This is a genomic window from Thermodesulfovibrio sp. TK110, assembly GCF_054658355.1.
The window spans coordinates 1,786,327-1,804,681 of sequence record NZ_BAAHNB010000001.1; the positions used below are offsets into that span (position 1 = coordinate 1,786,327).

21 protein-coding genes and 2 pseudogenes are annotated in these 18,355 nt (G+C 34.3%); 9 read left to right on the forward strand and 14 right to left on the reverse strand.

The window, feature by feature from the left end:
• Positions 1-8: 8 nt before the first annotated feature.
• Positions 9-1,154 (reverse strand): carbohydrate porin, encoded by a 1,146-nt coding sequence (locus ACYQ3X_RS09460; RefSeq protein WP_460181565.1) that lies wholly within the window; start codon positions 1,152-1,154, stop codon positions 9-11.
• Positions 1,155-1,329: 175 nt separating this feature from the next.
• On the opposite strand from ACYQ3X_RS09460, the gene ACYQ3X_RS09465 reads away from it, so the two are divergent.
• The 8 genes from ACYQ3X_RS09465 to ACYQ3X_RS09500 are packed head-to-tail and all read left to right on the forward strand — an operon-like array spanning position 1,330 to position 7,602.
• Positions 1,330-1,848: a transcriptional repressor gene (locus ACYQ3X_RS09465; RefSeq protein WP_460181566.1), complete on the forward strand. Its 519-nt coding sequence runs from the start codon at positions 1,330-1,332 to the stop codon at positions 1,846-1,848.
• 28 nt (positions 1,849-1,876) lie between these two features.
• A complete protein-coding gene (locus ACYQ3X_RS09470; protein ID WP_460181567.1) occupies positions 1,877-2,293 on the forward strand; it encodes a ferritin-like domain-containing protein in 417 nt (138 codons plus the stop codon).
• A 3-nt stretch (positions 2,294-2,296) separates the two neighbouring features.
• Positions 2,297-3,517: an FprA family A-type flavoprotein gene (locus ACYQ3X_RS09475; RefSeq protein WP_460181568.1), complete on the forward strand. Its 1,221-nt coding sequence runs from the start codon at positions 2,297-2,299 to the stop codon at positions 3,515-3,517.
• Positions 3,518-3,519: 2 nt separating this feature from the next.
• Positions 3,520-4,014: a rubrerythrin family protein gene (locus tag ACYQ3X_RS09480; protein WP_460181569.1), complete on the forward strand. Its 495-nt coding sequence runs from the start codon at positions 3,520-3,522 to the stop codon at positions 4,012-4,014.
• A gap of 42 nt (positions 4,015-4,056) precedes the next feature.
• On the forward strand, positions 4,057-4,632 hold the full coding sequence (locus ACYQ3X_RS09485; protein WP_460181570.1) for a flavodoxin family protein: 576 nt from the start codon (positions 4,057-4,059) through the stop codon (positions 4,630-4,632).
• A complete protein-coding gene (locus tag ACYQ3X_RS09490; RefSeq protein ID WP_460181571.1) occupies positions 4,625-5,542 on the forward strand; it encodes a radical SAM protein in 918 nt (305 codons plus the stop codon). The genes ACYQ3X_RS09485 and ACYQ3X_RS09490 overlap by 8 nt, the downstream gene beginning before the upstream one ends.
• A gap of 45 nt (positions 5,543-5,587) precedes the next feature.
• Positions 5,588-6,361 (forward strand): ATP-binding cassette domain-containing protein, encoded by a 774-nt coding sequence (locus ACYQ3X_RS09495; protein ID WP_460181708.1) that lies wholly within the window; start codon positions 5,588-5,590, stop codon positions 6,359-6,361.
• On the forward strand, positions 6,352-7,602 hold the full coding sequence (locus tag ACYQ3X_RS09500) for a SufB/SufD family protein (protein ID WP_460181572.1): 1,251 nt from the start codon (positions 6,352-6,354) through the stop codon (positions 7,600-7,602). The genes ACYQ3X_RS09495 and ACYQ3X_RS09500 overlap by 10 nt, the downstream gene beginning before the upstream one ends.
• A gap of 15 nt (positions 7,603-7,617) precedes the next feature.
• On the opposite strand, the gene ACYQ3X_RS09505 is transcribed toward ACYQ3X_RS09500, so the two are convergent.
• The 10 genes and pseudogenes from ACYQ3X_RS09505 to ACYQ3X_RS09550 all read right to left on the reverse strand — a co-directional run bounded on the left by ACYQ3X_RS09505 (position 7,618) and on the right by ACYQ3X_RS09550 (position 15,175).
• Positions 7,618-8,553 (reverse strand): ABC transporter ATP-binding protein, encoded by a 936-nt coding sequence (locus tag ACYQ3X_RS09505; protein ID WP_460181573.1) that lies wholly within the window; start codon positions 8,551-8,553, stop codon positions 7,618-7,620.
• Position 8,554: 1 nt separating this feature from the next.
• A complete protein-coding gene (locus tag ACYQ3X_RS09510) occupies positions 8,555-8,833 on the reverse strand; it encodes an HU family DNA-binding protein (protein ID WP_460181574.1) in 279 nt (92 codons plus the stop codon).
• A gap of 21 nt (positions 8,834-8,854) precedes the next feature.
• Positions 8,855-9,691: a signal peptide peptidase SppA gene (gene sppA, locus ACYQ3X_RS09515; RefSeq protein ID WP_460181575.1), complete on the reverse strand. Its 837-nt coding sequence runs from the start codon at positions 9,689-9,691 to the stop codon at positions 8,855-8,857.
• A 10-nt stretch (positions 9,692-9,701) separates the two neighbouring features.
• On the reverse strand, positions 9,702-11,306 hold the full coding sequence (locus ACYQ3X_RS09520) for a 30S ribosomal protein S1 (RefSeq protein WP_460181576.1): 1,605 nt from the start codon (positions 11,304-11,306) through the stop codon (positions 9,702-9,704).
• The gene (gene ispH, locus ACYQ3X_RS09525) at positions 11,296-12,165 is read right to left on the reverse strand and encodes a 4-hydroxy-3-methylbut-2-enyl diphosphate reductase (protein WP_460181577.1); all 870 of its coding nucleotides are present in this window, start codon (positions 12,163-12,165) and stop codon (positions 11,296-11,298) included. The genes ACYQ3X_RS09520 and ispH overlap by 11 nt, the downstream gene beginning before the upstream one ends.
• A gap of 23 nt (positions 12,166-12,188) precedes the next feature.
• A complete protein-coding gene (cmk, locus tag ACYQ3X_RS09530; protein WP_460181578.1) occupies positions 12,189-12,854 on the reverse strand; it encodes a (d)CMP kinase in 666 nt (221 codons plus the stop codon).
• A complete protein-coding gene (gene aroA, locus ACYQ3X_RS09535) occupies positions 12,851-14,143 on the reverse strand; it encodes a 3-phosphoshikimate 1-carboxyvinyltransferase (protein WP_460181579.1) in 1,293 nt (430 codons plus the stop codon). The genes cmk and aroA overlap by 4 nt, the downstream gene beginning before the upstream one ends.
• A gap of 145 nt (positions 14,144-14,288) precedes the next feature.
• A pseudogene (locus tag ACYQ3X_RS09540) lies at positions 14,289-14,824 on the reverse strand (transposase).
• A 65-nt stretch (positions 14,825-14,889) separates the two neighbouring features.
• Complete coding sequence (locus ACYQ3X_RS09545) at positions 14,890-15,018, reverse strand: hypothetical protein (RefSeq protein ID WP_460181580.1); 129 nt, start codon at positions 15,016-15,018, stop codon at positions 14,890-14,892.
• A complete protein-coding gene (locus ACYQ3X_RS09550) occupies positions 15,002-15,175 on the reverse strand; it encodes a hypothetical protein (RefSeq protein WP_460181710.1) in 174 nt (57 codons plus the stop codon). The genes ACYQ3X_RS09545 and ACYQ3X_RS09550 overlap by 17 nt, the downstream gene beginning before the upstream one ends.
• 276 nt (positions 15,176-15,451) lie before the next feature.
• On the opposite strand from ACYQ3X_RS09550, the gene ACYQ3X_RS09555 reads away from it, so the two are divergent.
• Positions 15,452-15,709 (forward strand): glycine cleavage T C-terminal barrel domain-containing protein, encoded by a 258-nt coding sequence (locus tag ACYQ3X_RS09555; protein WP_460181581.1) that lies wholly within the window; start codon positions 15,452-15,454, stop codon positions 15,707-15,709.
• Between the two features lie 31 nt (positions 15,710-15,740).
• Here ACYQ3X_RS09555 and ACYQ3X_RS09560 read toward each other — a convergent pair whose 3' ends face one another.
• The 3 genes and pseudogenes from ACYQ3X_RS09560 to tcmP all read right to left on the reverse strand — a co-directional run bounded on the left by ACYQ3X_RS09560 (position 15,741) and on the right by tcmP (position 18,345).
• Positions 15,741-16,235 (reverse strand): hypothetical protein, encoded by a 495-nt coding sequence (locus tag ACYQ3X_RS09560; protein WP_460181582.1) that lies wholly within the window; start codon positions 16,233-16,235, stop codon positions 15,741-15,743.
• Positions 16,232-16,321 (reverse strand): annotated as a pseudogene (locus ACYQ3X_RS09565) (class I SAM-dependent DNA methyltransferase); the annotation flags it as partial. The gene ACYQ3X_RS09560 and the pseudogene ACYQ3X_RS09565, both read right to left, overlap by 4 nt.
• Positions 16,322-16,581: 260 nt before the next feature.
• Entirely contained in the window at positions 16,582-18,345 is a 1,764-nt protein-coding gene (tcmP, locus tag ACYQ3X_RS09570; RefSeq protein ID WP_460181583.1) for a three-Cys-motif partner protein TcmP, read from the reverse strand.
• Positions 18,346-18,355 lie beyond the last annotated feature (10 nt).

An 18,355-nucleotide genomic window follows, 5' to 3' on the forward strand; every position in this document is an offset into this window, starting at 1 on the left:
CCTCCTCCTTAAAAGTTAATATTAAACCTAACACCATATACATGTCCTGCCTTTGTATTGTCAGACTCACGGGCAGTGTCACGAATATATTGATAATCAAAGGTTATATCTGAGCTTAGAAATTTGTATGAAAATAGCTTAAACTTTACATAGGACTCAAATACCTGACTGTGCTTGAGCTCGCTTTTTGATGGACTTTTAAGATAAGCATAGCCCGCTCCTATTTCATCATCCTTTCTTCCCCATACACTTCCATTGAGATTTAATCCCAGTGAAATCATTCTGTTATAATCTATCTTTGCTGAGTCATCCTGCCATCCTGCACGGAGGAATGCTCCAAGTGTGTCTTTCACCAATTGCTGGTCAAAGGATACTCCAACTCCTTTCAATGCTTTGTATGCATCTGCATCCCAGTTTTCAAATCTCTTGTTTGTTGTGTAACCATAAAGCCTGTAGTTTCCTTCACCAAGAGAGGTTTCAAGCTTGTAACCAATCTGTGCTCCTATCCAGTTGTATTTTTTTACATCCATTGTCTCATTTTCATTTTTTGAACGCATTCCTACTACTCTTATATGAAATTTACCAGCTTCAAACTCTGCTGCAACTCCAGCATCATAGCTTGGAAGATTTGCAAGTGGATTATTAACAAAAGCTTCATTCATGAACTGGGATATCTCATTATTAGCATAGGCATTGTCATCAATAAAAGCTGTTGAATCAATTATTCCTGCTGTAAGCTTGAGAGATATCTCTTTTTCAATTGTAAATCTGTGAGAATACCATAACTCCTGAAGATGATCTCTTGGATGCCCATTGATATTATGAAGGTCTACAAAAAGGTCATCTGCATTTGACTTAAGTGTAAAAGGATAATTTGCACTTTCTGAATGAAATCCACTTCCTTTTGCAAAGCTTGCTCTTAAGAAAAATTCATCATTTTCAGTAGGTTTAAGAGATACATTAAAATCAATTACTGCTGAACCTCTGTCTTTTGTTTTGTCCTTTGTCTCAGAGTCTACATACCCCTTTGTCATGTGTAACCATTGATAAACTCCTGTAGCTGTTCCTGATACTGAGAGCCAGTCTGTTACATCAGCAGCAAAAACGGAACAAGGAAATAATAAAACTGTGAAAAAGATAAGGCATTTCTTCATGTTCTCTCCCCCTTTTTAGAATAAATAAAAAAGCCACGAAAGCTTAAGTTTAGCTCTTCTGAGCTTATTAAGCCTTCGTGGCTTGAAAGAATTTTATCATAATAGGAGAGAGGATTGCAAGAAAAATTTACTACTGATTTGACAAATAATTCATTTTTTATTTAGAATTATTTTAATGAAACCAAAAATAAAATGGACACCACAAAGGCTTGCAATTATAAATTATCTTGATGGAAATAAAGAGCATCCATCAGCAGAGGAGATTTATAAAGCATTATCAAAGGATTTCCCCACAATGTCAGTTGCAACTGTTTATAATGTTTTAGAGTTTCTAAAGAGAACAAACAGGGTTAAAGAGATTCATATTGATCCTGAGAAAAGAAGATTTGACCCTGATACAACTGAGCACCATCATGCAATATGTGTAAGATGTAAGAAAGTTTTTGATATTTATCAAAAAGTTGAGCTTCCTGATTTACATCAGTATCTTCCTCAGTTTGATATTATTGATACTCAATTAACAGTACATGTTTTATGTCCAGAATGTAAAAAGAAAAAAGATATTAAAGTGGGATCAAAAGAATATAAATGTTCTAAATGTGGTTCAATCAGAACAGCAAAGCATAAACCTCAGAAATGTCCTTCCTGTGGAAGCAGAGGCACTTTAAAAGAGTTTAAACATCAAAATCAATAAACCAATTTATCAAAAATGGAGGTATTTTATGATAAGCAATGAGCTAATGAGTAAACTACAAAAAGCAGTTGCAAGAGAGCTTCAGGTAAGCATTCAGTATATGTGGCAACATGTTCTTGCAAAAGGTATTAAAGCAGAACCTGTTGGTGCGCTTTTCAGACAGTTTGCAATTAATGAAATGCTTCATGCTGAAAAGATTGCAGAAAGAATAGCTTTTTATGGAGGTGTTCCCACAACACAGCCAGATCCAATAACAATTGGCAAAAACTTAACGGAGATGCTTCAGCTTGACAAAAAAGCAGAGGAAGAAGCAGTAGCTTTATACAAGGAGATCATAAAGCTTGCTGAGAAAGAAGAAGACTATGTAACAAGAAAACTCTTTGAGCAGATTCTTGAAGAGGAAGAGATTCATCTTGATAAATTCAGTTCTCTTCTTGAGGAATAAAAAATGAAGCCAGTGGAGCTGAAAAACGATATTTACTGGGTGGGTGTTGTTGACTGGGCAATAAGAGATTTTCACGGTTATGAAACACCTCATGGAACGAGTTATAATAACTATCTCATTGTTGATGACGAACCAGTATTGCTTGATGCAGTTCATCATGATTTTGCACATATTTCAATTGAAAACATATCAAGAATCATTGAGCCCCAAAAAATAAGACATATCGTAATAAATCACATTGAAAATGACCATGCTACAGGACTGGAAAAGATTTTAGAGATTGTTCCCGAGTCAAATCTTTACATGACAGAAAGAGGCAAAAAAGGATTAAGCAGATTTATGGATTTATCCAGATACAAAGTCAATGTTGTAAAATCAGGGGATAGCCTTAAGATTGGCAAAAGAACCTTGCATTTCATTGAAACACCCATGATGCACTGGCCTGACTCTATGTTTACCTATATTAAAGAGGAAAAAGTTCTCATAAGTCAGGATGCCTTTGGTCAGCACATTGCCACTGTAGAGAGATTTGATGATGAGTTCGTTCAAAGCCGTTCAATGGAAGAGCTTGAAGATGCGGTTATTGATTACTATGCAAACATTCTTATGCCATACGGAAATGTTATTAAAGCGAAAATTGAGGAAATTAAAAAGCTTGGCATTGAGATTGAAATGATAGCTCCAGACCATGGAGTTATATGGCGTTCTCATATAGACAAGGTATTAACTCTTTATTCGGATATGGTTGATGCAAAAGCAAAACTAAGTGCAGTTATAGTCTATGATACAATGTGGCACAGCACTGAGCAGATGGTCTTTCCAATTGCAAAGGGGCTTGAAGATGAGGGAGTTCCTGTAAAAATAATTAAACTCAGAGCAACACCAAAATCAGTGGCAGTAAAGGAGGCATGGAAGTCAAGAGGAATTATTGTTGGTTCTCCCACATTAAATAATGGAGTTTTTCCATCAGTTGCTGAGTTTTTAAGTTATTTAAAAGGTCTAAGACCTAAAAACAGGCTATTTGCTGCATTCGGAAGTTATGGCTGGTCTGGTGAGGCAGTAAAGGACATGTATGAAACAGCTAAAGCAATGAAACTTGAAGTTTTTGAACCGGGTATAAGAGTTTTATACAAACCATCAGAGGAGGATCTAACTAAATGCTATGAGTTTGGCTTAGCCTTTGGAAAGGCTTTAAAAGAATATCATGCAAAAATGGAGGTGTAAAAATGGAAAAAACTCTTAAGAATTTGATGGAAGCCTTTGCAGGAGAGTCTCAGGCAAACAGAAAATATCTTGCCTTTGCAAAGAAAGCAGAGGAGGAGGGATATCCTGCAGTTGCAAAGCTTTTCAAAGCTGCTGCTGAGGCAGAAACAGTTCATGCAATGAATCACCTTAAAGCTGCCAATGGAGTAAAAAGCACAAAAGAAAATCTTGAAGCTGCCATTAGTGGAGAAACTTATGAATTTGAAAGCATGTATCCACCAATGATTAAAGATGCAGAAGCAGAGGGTGCTACTCAAGCTAAAAGAAGCTTTTACTATGCCAATGAAGTGGAAAAAGTGCATGCAGAGTTATTCAAAAAAGCTCTTGAAAATCTTGATAAAAAACTGGATACTGATTATTATGTCTGTCAGGTATGTGGGCATACAGTAGAAGGTGAACCACCAGATAAATGTCCTGTTTGTGGTTCTCCAAAGAAGATGTATAAAAAAATTGAATAAAACTTAAGCTCCCTCTATTATGGAGGGAGCTTTTCCATAAAAATGAAAATTCTTGCCATATTAGGCTCGCCAAGAAAGGGAAACTCTGAAATACTGCTCAATGAAGCAATAAAGTTCTGTAGTGGAAAAAATCATGAGATAAGCTTCATAAAAGCATGCGATTTAAACATCTCAGGCTGTACTGCCTGTGATGCATGTAAAGATACTGGTGAGTGCATTATTTCTGATGATATGAATAGAGTATATTCTTTACTCAGAGAGGCAAACAGAATTATAATTGCATCACCTATATTCTTTTTTGGTGTTCCAGCCCAGTTAAAGCTTATTATTGATAGATGTCAGTGCCTCTGGTATGAAAAATATGTTTTAAAAAGACCGATTTTAGAGAAAGAGTTTAAAAGGAAAGCTTTCATTATACTTGTTGGAGGAATGAAAAAAGGGCAAATTGGAGTTACCTGTGCAGAGGCAACACTGAAAGCCTTTCTCAGAACAATCAATGTGAATGAACACCTTACAGTCTCTTATCTTGGATATGAAGAACCTGGAGCTATATTGAAAAATCCAGATATAATCAATGATTTAGAAAATGCTATGACAGAACTATTGAAAAATGATTGAATATATCCAGTTTTTTCCCACATTAAGATGCAATAAAAACTGCGAATTCTGTTTTAACAGAAAAAGTCGCTCTTCTGCATCTTTAGATTTTCCTGAAGAAAAAATTGAAGAGCTGGTAAATATCTTGAAAAGAAACAATATTCTGCACCTTGATATCCTGGGTGGTGAGCCTTTTCTTTATGAAGCCCTTGAAGAGTTGGTAAAATCAGCCATTGATAATGAAATAAAAGTAACCATCAGCACAAATGGAAGTTTTGAGGAGAAAATAGAAAAGCTGTTAAAACTTGATAAAAACTCCATGCTACAAATCGGAGTATCTATCAATTATGAGGCAAATCAAAGTCTTCTTGATTTGATAAAAAAACATAAACTCTGGATTAAAAGCATTATAACAAGAAAACAGACTCCTCACAGAGAAATTATAGAATTTGCAAAAAACAATGGAATCAATTATTATTTAATTTACATGGATGCTGTAACAGAAGAAGATTTAAAGCTATCAATGCCTTTTTATGAATTTATGAAATTAATCAAAGAATGGCAAAATCAATACTCAGGTATTCAGCCTGTGTATTGTAAAGGATTTACTGGAGGAGATAAGAAATATCGTTGCCCAGCAGGAACGGAAAAAATAACTGTTATGCCAGATGGAGCAGTTTATCCCTGTTATCTTTTATCAAGATTTGATGACTTCCGCATTGGCTATATTTTTCAAAATTCTCTTAAGGACATTCTAATGTCTCAAAAACTTAAAATTTTTAAAACTTCATTTAACAATTCATGCCATAATAAATTATGTAACTTAAAAGAAAAATGCAGAGGAGGTTGTGTTGCTCACAGTATTATTCACTATAATGATTCCAGTAAATCAGATCCAAGATGCAATAAGAGAAATTATAGAGGATTATGAAGAATGATACAATATTTAACACAAAGGAGGGCAACTATGGGAGAGATGCTAAAAGTAAAAAATCTTCATGTTTCTGTTGAAGGCAGAAAAGTTCTTGAGGATATTAATTTTTCCCTTGATTATGGAGAAATTGCAGTTCTTTTTGGTCCAAATGGTGCTGGCAAAACAACATTTATAATGACATTAATGGGATTCCCAAAATATAAGATAGAAAAGGGGAAAATAATCTTTAAAGGTGTAGACATTACACACATGGATGTTTCTGAAAGGGCAAAACTGGGAATGGGAATATCCTTTCAAAGACCTCCTGTTGTAAGAGGTGTAAGTTTAAGAAAGCTTCTTAAAATTGTGAGTAATGGCAAAAATACAGACGGGGTCCCCAAAAACTCGTCGAGTTTTTGGGGTGCCCCAGACGATGAAATTCTAAAATATGCTGAAAAACTTAATCTTACAGCTCATTTAGACAGAGATGTAAATGATGGTTTTTCAGGTGGTGAGGTTAAAAGATCAGAGTTATTACAACTACTCATGCAGAAGCCAGAAGTTGTGTTTATTGATGAGCCAGAAAGTGGAGTTGATCTTGAAAACATCGTATTAATTGGAGAAATGACAAACCATCTTCTTGGAAGAGACCAAAGAGTTAAAGATGTAAAAAGGAGCGCAATTGTAATAACCCATACAGGATATATACTGGACTACATTAATGCTGACAGAGGATACATACTTTTCAATGGGAAGCTCATGTGCAAGGGTAATCCAAGAGATATACTTTCTGAAATAAAGAAAAATGGCTACAGGAGGTGCGCCACATGCCAGTAAGCAAAAAATATTTAGAGGAGATCCGTAAAAGAGCAGAAAAAGCCTTAAACAAACCAGCAATTTATGGAGAGGATATAGATTTAACAAAATTTCAAAAATATATTGAAAGAGGGAAAATTGAATCTCTTGAGCTTCTTCCAGAGCTTGCAAAAGAAGCAGCTTTAATGGCAGGTGTTGATGTTGAAGAAAAAGAGCGTTCAGGCTCTTATGTGCAGATGGATCATTCTGTTGTCTATAAGAAATTAAGCAAGCTTTATGAAGGAAAAGTTGAACTGATGAGCACAAATGAAGCAGTTGAAACCTATGACTGGCTTGAAGATTACTTCTGGAGAATTGTTCAGCCTGATACTGATAAATACACTGCTTGGGTTGCATTAAATCCAACTCATGGATACTTTATAAGAATACTGCCAGGGCAGAAGCTTGATTACCCGCTTCAGACATGTTTAATGATTGCTGAGGGATACATAAGCCAGAATGTTCACAATATAATTATTGTTGAAGAAGGAGCAGAGCTTCATGTAATCACAGGTTGCACCCTTTCAAGGTCTGATGCAACAGGAATACATCTTGGGATTTCAGAGTTTTATGTTAAAAAAGGTGGTAAACTCTTTTTTACAATGATACATAACTGGGCTGAAAACTTTTATGTTCGTCCAAGAACAGCAGTTTTAGTTGAAGAAGACGGAGTTTATGTAAACAATTATGCTCTGCTAAAACCTGTAAAATCCATTCAGTCATTCCCTGTAGTTTATTTAAAAGGAGACAGAGCTTCAGCAAGGTTTAATACAGTAATTTACGGGCTTAAAGATTCATACATTGACCTGGGATCTAAAATAATCTTTGAGGGAAAAGATACCAAAGGAGAATCTCTTGCAAGAACAATTGCTGACCATAAAAGCGTTATATATTCAAGAGGTGACCTTATTGCAAAAACCCATGACTACTGTATGGGAAGACTTGACTGTCGTGGAATAATATTTTCAAAAGATGCATCCATATATGCAATACCTCAACTTATTTCGTATGGAGCAGACAGAGCAGACCTTTCCCATGAAGCATCAATAGGTCCTATATCTGAGGAACAGGTTGAGTATCTTATGTCAAGAGGAATGACAAAGGATGAAGCAACAAGCCTTATTACAAGCGGATTTCTAAATCTTGATATACCATTCTTGCCTGAAATAATAGACAGACATATAAAAGAAGTAATCCAGATAACATCAAAAGAATCAATGTAAGGGGTCCCCAAAAACTCAACGAGTTTTTGGGGTGCTCCAAAAGCATCGCACAAGATGTCCAGGAATTACTTCACGAAGGGAAGGAGGCTCAATCATGCACTCCTTCCTTTTATACTTACATCTTGGATGAAATACACATCCAGAAGGCAGCTTTCTAAGGTCTGGCACATTACCTGGAATTCCTTCTATTTTCTTTCCTTCTACTGGCACGCAATTTAGAAGAGCTATGGTATAAGGGTGCAAGGGATTTTTAAAGATTTCCTTCACATGCCCCATCTCCATAATTCTACCTGCATACATAACCATCAATCTATCAGCATATTCACCGAGAATGTTCATATCATGAGTTATTAAAATCATGGCTTTTTGTTTTTCTTTAATTAAAAAATAAAGAAGATCAAGAATTTCTTCCTGCACAGTTACATCCAATGCAGTAGTTGGTTCATCAGCTATTATAAGCTCAGGCTCACATGCTATTGCCATTGCTATCATGACTCTCTGACGCATTCCTCCTGAAAGCTGATGAGGATAGTTATTTATTATATGGGCTATTTTAAGTTCGTTAAATATTTTTTCAGTTTTTTTTATAGCTTCCTTCTCAGGCATATTAAAATGATGAATAAACATCTCTGTAACCTGATAGCCTGCTTTTAAAACAGGATTTAAGGAGACCATCGGATCTTGAAATATAAAGGAAATCTGTTTGCCCCGTATTTTTCTTATCTGAGAAGAATCAAGAGCAAGAATATCTGTATTTTTAAATATTAGCTTACCAGTAACTCTGAAATAATCTGGTAAAAGATTGATTATTGAAAGTCCTGTTAGAGTTTTTCCACTGCCACTTTCGCCAACAATAGAAAATATCTCACCCTTTTCCACATGAAAATTGATATCATCTATGATAGCAGAATTTTTATAAAATATCCTTAAATTTTGAGCCTGCAGTAGCACTTCACTTATTTAAAGCTTCCCGCAGAGCTTTACTCATTTTAAAATGTATTGCTCTTTGCGCTGGAATTTTGATCTGCTGTCCTGTCTTTGGATTTCTTGCAATTCTTTCAGGTCTTTGTTTAACTTTAAAATTGGCAAATCCTCTTATTTCAATCTTTTCCCCCTTTGAGAGAGTCTCTGTCATGCAATCAAAAATCATATCTATTATTGTCTCAACCTGTTTTTTTGTTAGAATATCAATTTTTTGAGAAACCCTGTCAATTAGTTCTGATTTTTTCATAGTCTGTCCTCCCTGTAAGTTTTAATTTTGAAATGCTGGTGAATATAAGTAATACACCTGTATATAAGGCAAAATCTTTTTTATCAATGATTCAGTATCACCCCTTAAAATTTCTATTAAAAGTGTTGATTTTTTCGTTACAATTTCTGGTTCACCTTTTATTTTAGCAAGCTGCGCTGCTACTTTTATTGCATAATCAAGATCACCTATGTCATCTACAAGCCCGAGTTCTTTTGCTTTTAGTCCTGTGAACACTCTTCCATCCGCTATTTTTCTAACTTTTTCTACTGGAATTTTCCTTCCTTCAGCTACAGCTTTAATAAATTGTTCATGTACATCATCTATCAATTTTTGTAATATTTCTTTTTCATCATTTTGTAAAGGCTTGAAAGGAGATGTAATGTCTTTGTATCTGCCACTTTTTATAATTTCTGCCTTAACTCCAATCTTATCAAGCAAACCTTTTATATTTGGTATCTCTATTAATACTCCAATTGAGCCTGTAAGTGTTCCTGGATTGGCAATTATTTTTGTAGCAGGGCATGAAATATAATATCCTCCTGAAGCAGCCACAGAACCCATAGAAACAACAACAGGTTTTACAGAAATTGTTCTTTTTATTTCCTCATATATTTCCTGTGATGGAACCACAGCACCACCAGGGCTATCCACCCGTATTACAATAGCTTTTATTGAAGGGTCCTTTCTGTATTGTTTTATTGCATCAATTGATTGCCTGGAGTCTACGATAACACCTTTAATATTAACAAGAGCCACTTTACCAGTAGAAAGCCCGATCTGCATAGTGGTTATGATGAAGCTCAGCAAAACCAGAATCCCAATAATGATAAACAGCATTTTAAGCTTTTTATTCCTCATTTTCACTTATCTTTTTCATGCTTAATCCAATTTTTCTTTTATCCCTATCTACTTTTACAACCACTACCTTTATTTCATCTCCCTCTTTTACAGGTTTATTTTTATCAATTTCAGAGTTATAAACCAGTCCTTCAACAATTCCTTCAATATCAACAAATAATCCATGTTCAGTTTTTTTAATCACTCTGGCATTGTAAACTTCTCCAACTTTAAATCTTTCAGGGATTTCTTTAATCCACGGATCTTCAGTAAGCTGCTTTATACCCAGTGAGAGTTTTTCCTTTTCAGGTTCTAAATGTAAAATTACAGCCTCAACCTTTTGCCCTTTTTTAAAAAATTGAGAAGGATGGTCAACATGTTTTGTCCATGAGATATCAGATATATGAATGAGTCCGTCAACTCCTTCTGGCAGTCTCACAAATACTCCAAAATCTGTTATTGTTTTTACCCTTCCTATAATCCTATCCCCCACTTTGTATTTTTTAGCAACCACTTCCCATGGTTTAGGTTTTAGTTGTTTAAGACTTAAAGAGATTCTTCTGTTTTCTTTATCAATATCAAGAACTTTTACATTTATCCATTCATCCACTTCTGCATAATATGTGGGATGCTTTGGAGATGTCCAGTCAAGTTCACTTACATGAATCAGTCCTTCAACTCCTTCTTCAAGTTCAACGAAAATACCAAAATCCTCAATTCTTGTTACCTTCCCTCTAACTTTCATACCTGATAAGTATTTTTTATCAATATTTTCCCATGGATCTGGCTTTTTTTGCTTATATCCAAGTGTTATTCTTTCAGTCTCTGATTCAACTTTTAATACAATAAATTCATACTCCTTACCTATTTCAAAAAACTGAGAAGGATGTTTAACTTTACTCCAGGATATATCAGAAATATGAAGAAAACCATCCATTCCACCAAGATCAACAAAAACTCCATAGTTTGTTATATTTTTCACAATACCTTTTATTTTCAGCCCTTCTTTTATTTTTTCAGATATTTCCTTTTTGAGTTTTTCCCTTTCTTCCTGTAAATAAGCCTTCCTTGAAAAAATTAAAGAAGTCTTAAGATTTCTCCACTGTCCATAAAGATTTTTTGGGGGTTCAATTTTTTCTATTTTTACCTTAAGAGTTTTTCCTGCATATTCATCAAGATTTTTTGGCTTTCTGAGTTCAAGCAATGAAGCAGGTATAAAACCATTTATACCATAAAAGCGTGTTAAAACGCCTCCTTTTGTTTTTCCTGTAACCTTTACTTCAACAGGGATTCCTCTTTCATAGGCATCCATAAGAATTTCCCAGCCCCTTATTTTTAATGCTCTGTCTCTTGATAAAGAGATTAATCCCTGAGCATCATCTATTTTTTCAATAAACACTTCTATCTCATCTGCTTCTTTAATGCTCTTCAGCTCTTCTTCTGAAAATTCATTAAGTGGAATAATTCCTTCAAATTTATATCCCACATCCACTATTACTCCATCATTTCTTACTCCCATTATTTTGCCTTTTATGATTTCTCCTCTTTCTACATGAGAAAGCGAACTCTCATAGAGACTTTCCAATTCTTGTTTTTCACTGATCTCACTCTGCATGTCCCTGTTCCTCCTTAATTTGTAAACTTTTTATTTTATCAATAACTTCATCAATTATCCATTGAGGAGCTGATGCTCCTGCTGTAACACCAATTTTTTTAGCATATTCAAACATGTCTCTATCAATCTCCTGAGCATCCTCTATATGATATGTTTTTACACCCAAGGCTTTACAGAGATTAGCAAGCTGGGTTGTATTTGCGCTGTTTTTGCCTCCAACAACAATCATTACATCAACTTCTTTTGCCACTTTCTGAGTTGCCTCCAGCCTTCTGGATGTAAAATTACATAAAGTGTTAAAAATTCTTATCTCTTCAAATTCATTGTGAGATTTTATGATTTTGTTTACTATCTCCTTAACCTTTGAGATTGGCTGGGTAGTCTGCTGGATTATACCAATTTTTTTATTTAAAATAGGAATTTCATCAGAGCTTACTACAAAAGCATTTTCTCCAGCATAACTGAAAATTCCTTTAACTTCAGGATGTTCCCTGTCTCCTATAATAAGAACCTGATAACCTTCAGAAGCTAATTTTGCAGCAAGATTTTGAGCTTTTTTTACAAAAGGGCATGTAGCATCAATAACTTCAATCCCAAATTGTTTAATCTCTTCAAATTTTTCCTTTGGAATTCCATGAGCCCTTATTATTAAAGTTTTTATATTTTTTTCATGAAAATCCTCTATAGGATGAACTCCTAAATCTTTTAGTTTTTCAATAACCTGAGGATTGTGAATTATAGGACCAAATGTGAAAACGCCATCTTTATGTTTCCTGGCAACATCAAAGGCTATGTCAATAGCTCTTTTTACACCAAAACAAAAACCTGCGCCTTCTACAAGAACAATTTCTTTTAACATACTGTTTTTGATAATACATTATATCAGTCATCCTCTGCAACTTTTTTTAATATAATTGAGATAACTTCTTGAGCTGTAAGCCTTGATGTATCAATATAAAAAGCATCTTCACTGATTCTTAAAGGAGCGTCTTTACGAGAGGAGTCTCTTCTGTCTCTTTCTATAACATCCTTTAATGCTTCTTCAAAGGTTATTTTTTTACCTGATTGTATGAGTTGCTCAAATCTTCTGCGAGCTCTTACTTCTAAGGATGCATCAAGATAAAACTTCTTCCATGCATCAGGAAAAACAACTGTTGTCATGTCTCTTCCTTCAGCAACAAGATTCATCTTTTCTGCAAAGCTTCTCTGAAGAGGGAGTAAAAAATCTCTTATAGTCTTTTTAGCGGAAAGTTCTGATGTAACAGCGCCAACTTTCGGATCCCTGATTAATTCTGAAACATCCTCATCAAATAAGAAAACTCTGCCATTTTCATAGTAAATCTTTATATTTGAAAGTTCTCTTTCTATTTCATGCTCTTTTAACAGAGAAATAACAGTATGCTTAAAATTCCTGAAAAAATAGTATGCCACTGCTCTGTATAAAGCACCTGTGTCAAGATATTGAAATCCCAGGATTTTAGCTACTTCCCTTGAAACAGTGCTTTTACCAGCACCAGAAGGTCCATCAATTGCTATTACTTTTTTCATCTCTGAAGCATCTCAAGCAGATTATAAAACTCAGGGAATGATATGTCAACACACTCTGTGTGTTTTATCACGGTTTCAGCCTCTGCAATAAGTGCTGCTATGCTTAATGCCATTGCAATTCTATGGTCTTTGTAAGAGTAAACTTCTGCACTTTTAAGCCTGCATGGACCTTTTATCTCAACTCCATCTTCAAACTCTTTTATTAAAACACCCATTTTACTGAGCTCTGTAGTCATTGCTTTGATTCTGTCTGATTCCTTTGCTCTTAAATCTTTAGCATCCTTAATTACTGTAGTTCCTTCAGCCTGTGTAGCTACAATGCATAAAACTGGAAATTCATCAATAAGTCTTGGAATAATCTCACCCTGAACAGTAACAGCTTTAAGAGCACTAACAGTTTTTACTAAGATATCTCCCACAGGTTCTCTAGCCTGTTCTCTTAAATTAAAGATTTCTATATTCGCATTCATTGATTTTAAAACTTCAATAAAGCCTGTTCTTGTTTCATTCAGGCAGACATTTCTGATTATTACTTCAGAGTCTGGCACAAGCAAGGCTCCTGCAATGAAAAAAGCTGCTGAAGAGAAATCATTTGGTATGGTTATATCAAAAGGTTTAAGAGGATGCCGCGGTGGAGTTATTTTTATTGTATTATTGTTTATTTTAAGTTCTACACCCATGCTTTTAAGCATTTTCTCAGTATGATCCCTGCTTTTATAAGGTTCTGTAACAGAACTCTCACCTTCTGCAAAAAGTCCTGCAAGCAGGATAGCGCTTTTAACCTGTGCAGAAGCAATGGGCATATTATAGTTTATTCCTTTTAGAGAACCTCCTTTTATCACAAGAGGTGGAAGTTTGTTTTCTGCTCTTCCCATAATGTTTGCTCCCATGAGCCTTAGAGGCTCAATAATTCGTCTCATTGGTCTCTGTCTGAGAGAGTCATCACCTGTAAGAATGCTTAAAAATGGCTGCCCTGCGAGGATTCCGCTAAGTAGTCTTATTGTAGTGCCTGAATTACCACAATCAATAACATTTTCAGGCTCTTTCAGTGAATGTAAACCCATACCATTAACAATGATCTCTTTTGACTTTGTTATCTGAATATCCGCTCCAAGTGATCTCATAGCAGTGAGACTGCTAATAGGGTCTTTTGCCCATAAAAAGTTTTTTATTCTTGACTGTCCATTTGCAAGACAGGCAAACATAACTGCTCTGTGAGATATAGATTTATCAGCAGGTGGTGTTATTTCACCTTTAAGTGCTTTTGCTTTTCTAATTACTCTATCCATAAAGTTTTATTATACCAGAAAAATTTAGTGTTTTAGACAAACCAGAAATATAAACACAAGTTTTTCTCAAGGAGCTTAAAGGCAAAGTTTTGATAAATCTGTTTTTTAAGTTCAAGCCATTTAGCGCCGAGAGTGTTTAAATCAATCATTTTTCTAAATAATATTTATCTAATTCCCATTTTAAAGGGTTATTGATAATATATTCACGGATTTCGTTTAATTCTTGTTCATTACGAATAATGTGTTCATAATAATTTCTTTGCTAAATATCATAGAGATCTGTATTTTGGCGAAACAATTTCGTGACACCGATTTTGAATCCACGGATAATAGAACCAATTGATTTGGGTATAATTTTTTGGTAACGATTTTGTAGGGGTTCAAAATTTTGAACCCCTACATTTGTTTTTTTATTGTTTATAAAAATGATACCATGTATATGGTTTGGCATTATCACAAATTCATCTAATATCATATTGGGATAATGGTCTGGAATTTCTAACCAACATTTTTGGGCAATCTGTCCTGTATCATTTAGCACCATTACCCCATCTAAAATTTCTCCAAAGAAACATTTACGGTTTTTGTGCAGATTGTAATAAAATATGCTCCAGGCTGGGAATAATCATATCCTTTTAATAGTATGGAACACCGATGATGTGCAGTCGGGTCAAATTTCATTCCTTTCACATACTCCTTGCTTTTTCTAATCTGGTTTGGATAAGTTCGGCAACTGATGAGTAGACTTATTTTGCTGTTCTTCGGTTAAGCCAAGGGCGATAAAAATAATACCATTCTTCATCAGAGTATCCAGCAGTTTCTCTTGCCCATTTTATGATTTCAGGATTAATGTCAACTCTAAGTGCCTTGGCCATTTCCTTCTCCTTCAATTATTACAATCTCCTCTTCTGTCAAATCATAAAGATCATACACAAGCTGGTCTATTTGTTTTTCAAGGTCTTTGACTTGGGCTTGTTTTTGTGGGTCTGTTGTAGCACAGACATTCTTGTCTGTGTTTTTGCTTTCACACATGGGAGTATAGTTTATCTCCACAGGCAGGAATGCCTGTGTTACCTCCACAGGCAGGAGTGTCTGTGTTACACTGGGTTAGGGTTAAAATTTTTTCCTCAAAGCAACGAAAATTTTTTACACTGAATTTTTTATAGATTTTGAATATTCCCTCCTTCAATTGTTCTGATCTTCTTTTCTGTTGAATTATACAAGTGATAAGCCAAGTAGTCAATTTTGTTTTCAAGTTCCTTAACTTAAGGCTTTTTGTGGGGCTGTGTCTTGGTCTTGGGTCAGGGTGTGAAGCTTAAAAAAGAGTATGTAACAAAAGAAGCCTTACATAGCCATAAGCTTGAGTGCAAACTCCTTGGGCTTGTTACCTTTTCTCCAACCCTTGGCAAAGGCATAGCCCTGTGCGTCATAGATGTAGGCTTACGAAAGGAAGATCTGGAAGTTGAAGTAGAAGTAAGAGGCAAAAAACAAAAGGCTTTTTTAGAAAATATCCTTTTGTTGAAAAATCAGGGAATTAACTCTTTGCATGAAAGCATCCCTTTGTAGGAAAGAAAGAATTGATATATAAGTGCTATAATTACAAAAATTTCCTGAGATATTCCTCAATTTTATCATCGGACCATCCCGTTGTTTCCTTTAAACCCTGCCTAATTACATTAAGATATTCTTCTGAAGGTTTATTGATTTCAGTTTTCCAACAACCAGTGATAGTTTTTATTATAAAGCCGTCCTTTTCTCCCAATTCTAATTCTACATCATACCATCGTCCTTCTTGTTTCTTAATGTCTTCAAACTGTTGCTGCGATACCTTCCAAAGCCTGACAACCGCATGAAAACTACTATCTTTTTCCTTTTCACAACTTAAAAATGCTACTCCTTTGTTGCCCCATTTTGAGGAGCTTTTAGCAAAATATAATCTATGCGGAACATACATCCACCCTAAATCTTGAGGTTCAGTTTTGTCTTTGCTTCCCGAGTATTCCCAGCCACGATACATTCCACCTTTTATATAAACCATAAACCTTTCTTTTAAAAAGTTTGAACCATACGCCGCATAAATTAGATAACTCATTCTATTTTACCTCCTTCAATTATTTTAACCTCTTCCTCTGTTAAATTATAAAGCTTATACACAAGGTGGTCTATTTGTTTTTCAAGGTCTTTGACTTGGGCTTGTTTTAGTGGGTCTGTTGTAGCACAGACATTCTTGTCTGTGTTTTCACTTTCACACATAGGAGTGCATTTTACCTCCACAGGCAAGATTGCCTGTGTTACTTTCATACATGAATATGTATTACTTCCACAGGCAGAAATGCCTGTGTTACATTGGGCAAGAGAGAGGATTTGATTTACAAGTTTTTCTATTTGCTGGACAATAGGTTGGTTTTGAGGATAGATTTCGAATAAATTCATTGTATTCATTCTTTAAAAATATTTACACTTTCATTTTTACTCAAGGGGGTCCCAGATTTTATATGATATTTTATATCATTCTTTTTGCAAAACTCAATTACTTTTTGAGCCATTTCTCTATAGAATTCTTCATTATTTTTCCAGGCACAATAAGAATTATTATATTCTGCCAACCTTCTATAATTTAGTTTTCCAAAGATTATTTTTTTTACAAAACTAACTTTATTTAAGATTCTCTCAATATCTGCAGATTGAGGATCTAAAGCAGGAACTGGATAGGGTTCAATACTTACCCATGTTTTTAATCCATTATCAGCAAGTTTTTTTAAAGCTGCTATCCTTTCCTCATATGGTGCAGAATAAGGTTCAAATTTATTTTTAAAATCATCATTTAAGGAAACAAGTGTTATCCCATATTCATTAGTTTCCAGAAATTTTCTTTTATTTAACAAGTCTTCAGGATAAATTCCTTTCGTTAAAGTTGTTACTCTTATACCCTCTTTATTTAATCTTTCAATAATATTTAATGTTAACTCTTTTATTTCTGGTATTATCATTTTCGTTTTATAATCATACATGAAAGGGTCAGTCATAAAACACAGGTGAACAAAGTCAATGTAATTTTTATATTTCGGTATTTCTTTCTCAAGAAGTTCTAAAGCATTCGCTACAATCTTTGGATTTCTCCAATCTTCATAATCTTTAACCCAACCAAATTTTTTTGCCATCATCATCGCATAACACGGAAACTTACAACCATGTTTGCAACCAACAATATGATTTATCGTCCAGTCGCCATATTCAACATTAGTTTGATATAAAAGACTTTTTCTATTAATAGTCTTTATTTTTGAAGGAATCTCCAAAAGAGCTTCTTTATAAAAATTTTTACCGCCAAACAATGTTTCCCCTAAAATTCTTTCCTTCTGCTGTGCATAAACATCTTTAACAATTTTGGTCACATTAGGTTTTTTGCATGCATAAAGAAGATAATACAAAGTATCATTACGGTCTGGATATTTGATATCATACCCCACAACATGAAGCCCTTTAGAGGTAAAAACAGAGCCAACAAAATCTTCTAACATTTTTTGGTCATCTCCTATTAAATTAATATCATCCCCAATAAATTCTTTTAGAGTATTTATAGTCTTAATCTCTTTTTCTGTTAATTCGGTTCCTGATCTTCTCTTTTTTGCTACACCACTGGTGCGACGAACACCTTCCAAAATATAATTGAACATGATATCTTTCGGGTTATTTAATTTAACCATTAAATCAACAGTCTTTCTCTTAATTTGTAAACCCGTTGGGTCTATTAAAACAAAAAGAGGATTTTTTGGAGTGTTATTAATCTGTCTTATTATTTCAGGTATTTTTTCATTACAATCTCCAATATAGACTTGAGATTCAACTACTTTATTTGTCTCTGGATTTTTATTAAGAAATTCTTCAATGTTTTCTTTTAGACAAGCAAAGTTATCTTTATTCAGTTCTATAAAAAAGCATTTAATTTTGATATTTTCTCTCAATTTTTTGTCTATTCTTTTTTTTAAAATTTTATCAAGAAAAATAAGTGGTGAACCATAAGTTCCATCATTATACTTACCTCTACCAGCAAATAAATCTATGATATACCATTCATTTGATGCCCATTTTTGATTATTCCAAATGGTCAGCCATACATCAAAAATCTTTTCTAAAATTTCAAGTTTTGTTTTCGTTGAAAGTCTATTACTTAAATTCCATAAATCTTGTTTATCTGCCATTATTTTTCTC

Coding starts and splice junctions, on each gene's coding strand:
- ACYQ3X_RS09460 (WP_460181565.1), bottom strand. CDS start 1,154: ATGAAGAAATGCCTTATCTTTTTCACAGTTTTATTATTTCCTTGTTCC.
- ACYQ3X_RS09465 (WP_460181566.1), top strand. CDS start 1,330: ATGAAACCAAAAATAAAATGGACACCACAAAGGCTTGCAATTATAAAT.
- ACYQ3X_RS09470 (WP_460181567.1), top strand. CDS start 1,877: ATGATAAGCAATGAGCTAATGAGTAAACTACAAAAAGCAGTTGCAAGA.
- ACYQ3X_RS09475 (WP_460181568.1), top strand. CDS start 2,297: ATGAAGCCAGTGGAGCTGAAAAACGATATTTACTGGGTGGGTGTTGTT.
- ACYQ3X_RS09480 (WP_460181569.1), top strand. CDS start 3,520: ATGGAAAAAACTCTTAAGAATTTGATGGAAGCCTTTGCAGGAGAGTCT.
- ACYQ3X_RS09485 (WP_460181570.1), top strand. CDS start 4,057: ATGAAAATTCTTGCCATATTAGGCTCGCCAAGAAAGGGAAACTCTGAA.
- ACYQ3X_RS09490 (WP_460181571.1), top strand. CDS start 4,625: ATGATTGAATATATCCAGTTTTTTCCCACATTAAGATGCAATAAAAAC.
- ACYQ3X_RS09495 (WP_460181708.1), top strand. CDS start 5,588: ATGCTAAAAGTAAAAAATCTTCATGTTTCTGTTGAAGGCAGAAAAGTT.
- ACYQ3X_RS09500 (WP_460181572.1), top strand. CDS start 6,352: ATGCCAGTAAGCAAAAAATATTTAGAGGAGATCCGTAAAAGAGCAGAA.
- ACYQ3X_RS09510 (WP_460181574.1), bottom strand. CDS start 8,833: ATGAAAAAATCAGAACTAATTGACAGGGTTTCTCAAAAAATTGATATT.
- sppA (WP_460181575.1), bottom strand. CDS start 9,691: ATGCTGTTTATCATTATTGGGATTCTGGTTTTGCTGAGCTTCATCATA.
- ACYQ3X_RS09520 (WP_460181576.1), bottom strand. CDS start 11,306: ATGCAGAGTGAGATCAGTGAAAAACAAGAATTGGAAAGTCTCTATGAG.
- ispH (WP_460181577.1), bottom strand. CDS start 12,165: ATGTTAAAAGAAATTGTTCTTGTAGAAGGCGCAGGTTTTTGTTTTGGT.
- cmk (WP_460181578.1), bottom strand. CDS start 12,854: ATGAAAAAAGTAATAGCAATTGATGGACCTTCTGGTGCTGGTAAAAGC.
- aroA (WP_460181579.1), bottom strand. CDS start 14,143: ATGGATAGAGTAATTAGAAAAGCAAAAGCACTTAAAGGTGAAATAACA.
- ACYQ3X_RS09545 (WP_460181580.1), bottom strand. CDS start 15,018: ATGGCCAAGGCACTTAGAGTTGACATTAATCCTGAAATCATAAAATGG.
- ACYQ3X_RS09550 (WP_460181710.1), bottom strand. CDS start 15,175: ATGTGTGAAAGCAAAAACACAGACAAGAATGTCTGTGCTACAACAGAC.
- ACYQ3X_RS09560 (WP_460181582.1), bottom strand. CDS start 16,235: ATGAGTTATCTAATTTATGCGGCGTATGGTTCAAACTTTTTAAAAGAA.
- tcmP (WP_460181583.1), bottom strand. CDS start 18,345: ATGGCAGATAAACAAGATTTATGGAATTTAAGTAATAGACTTTCAACG.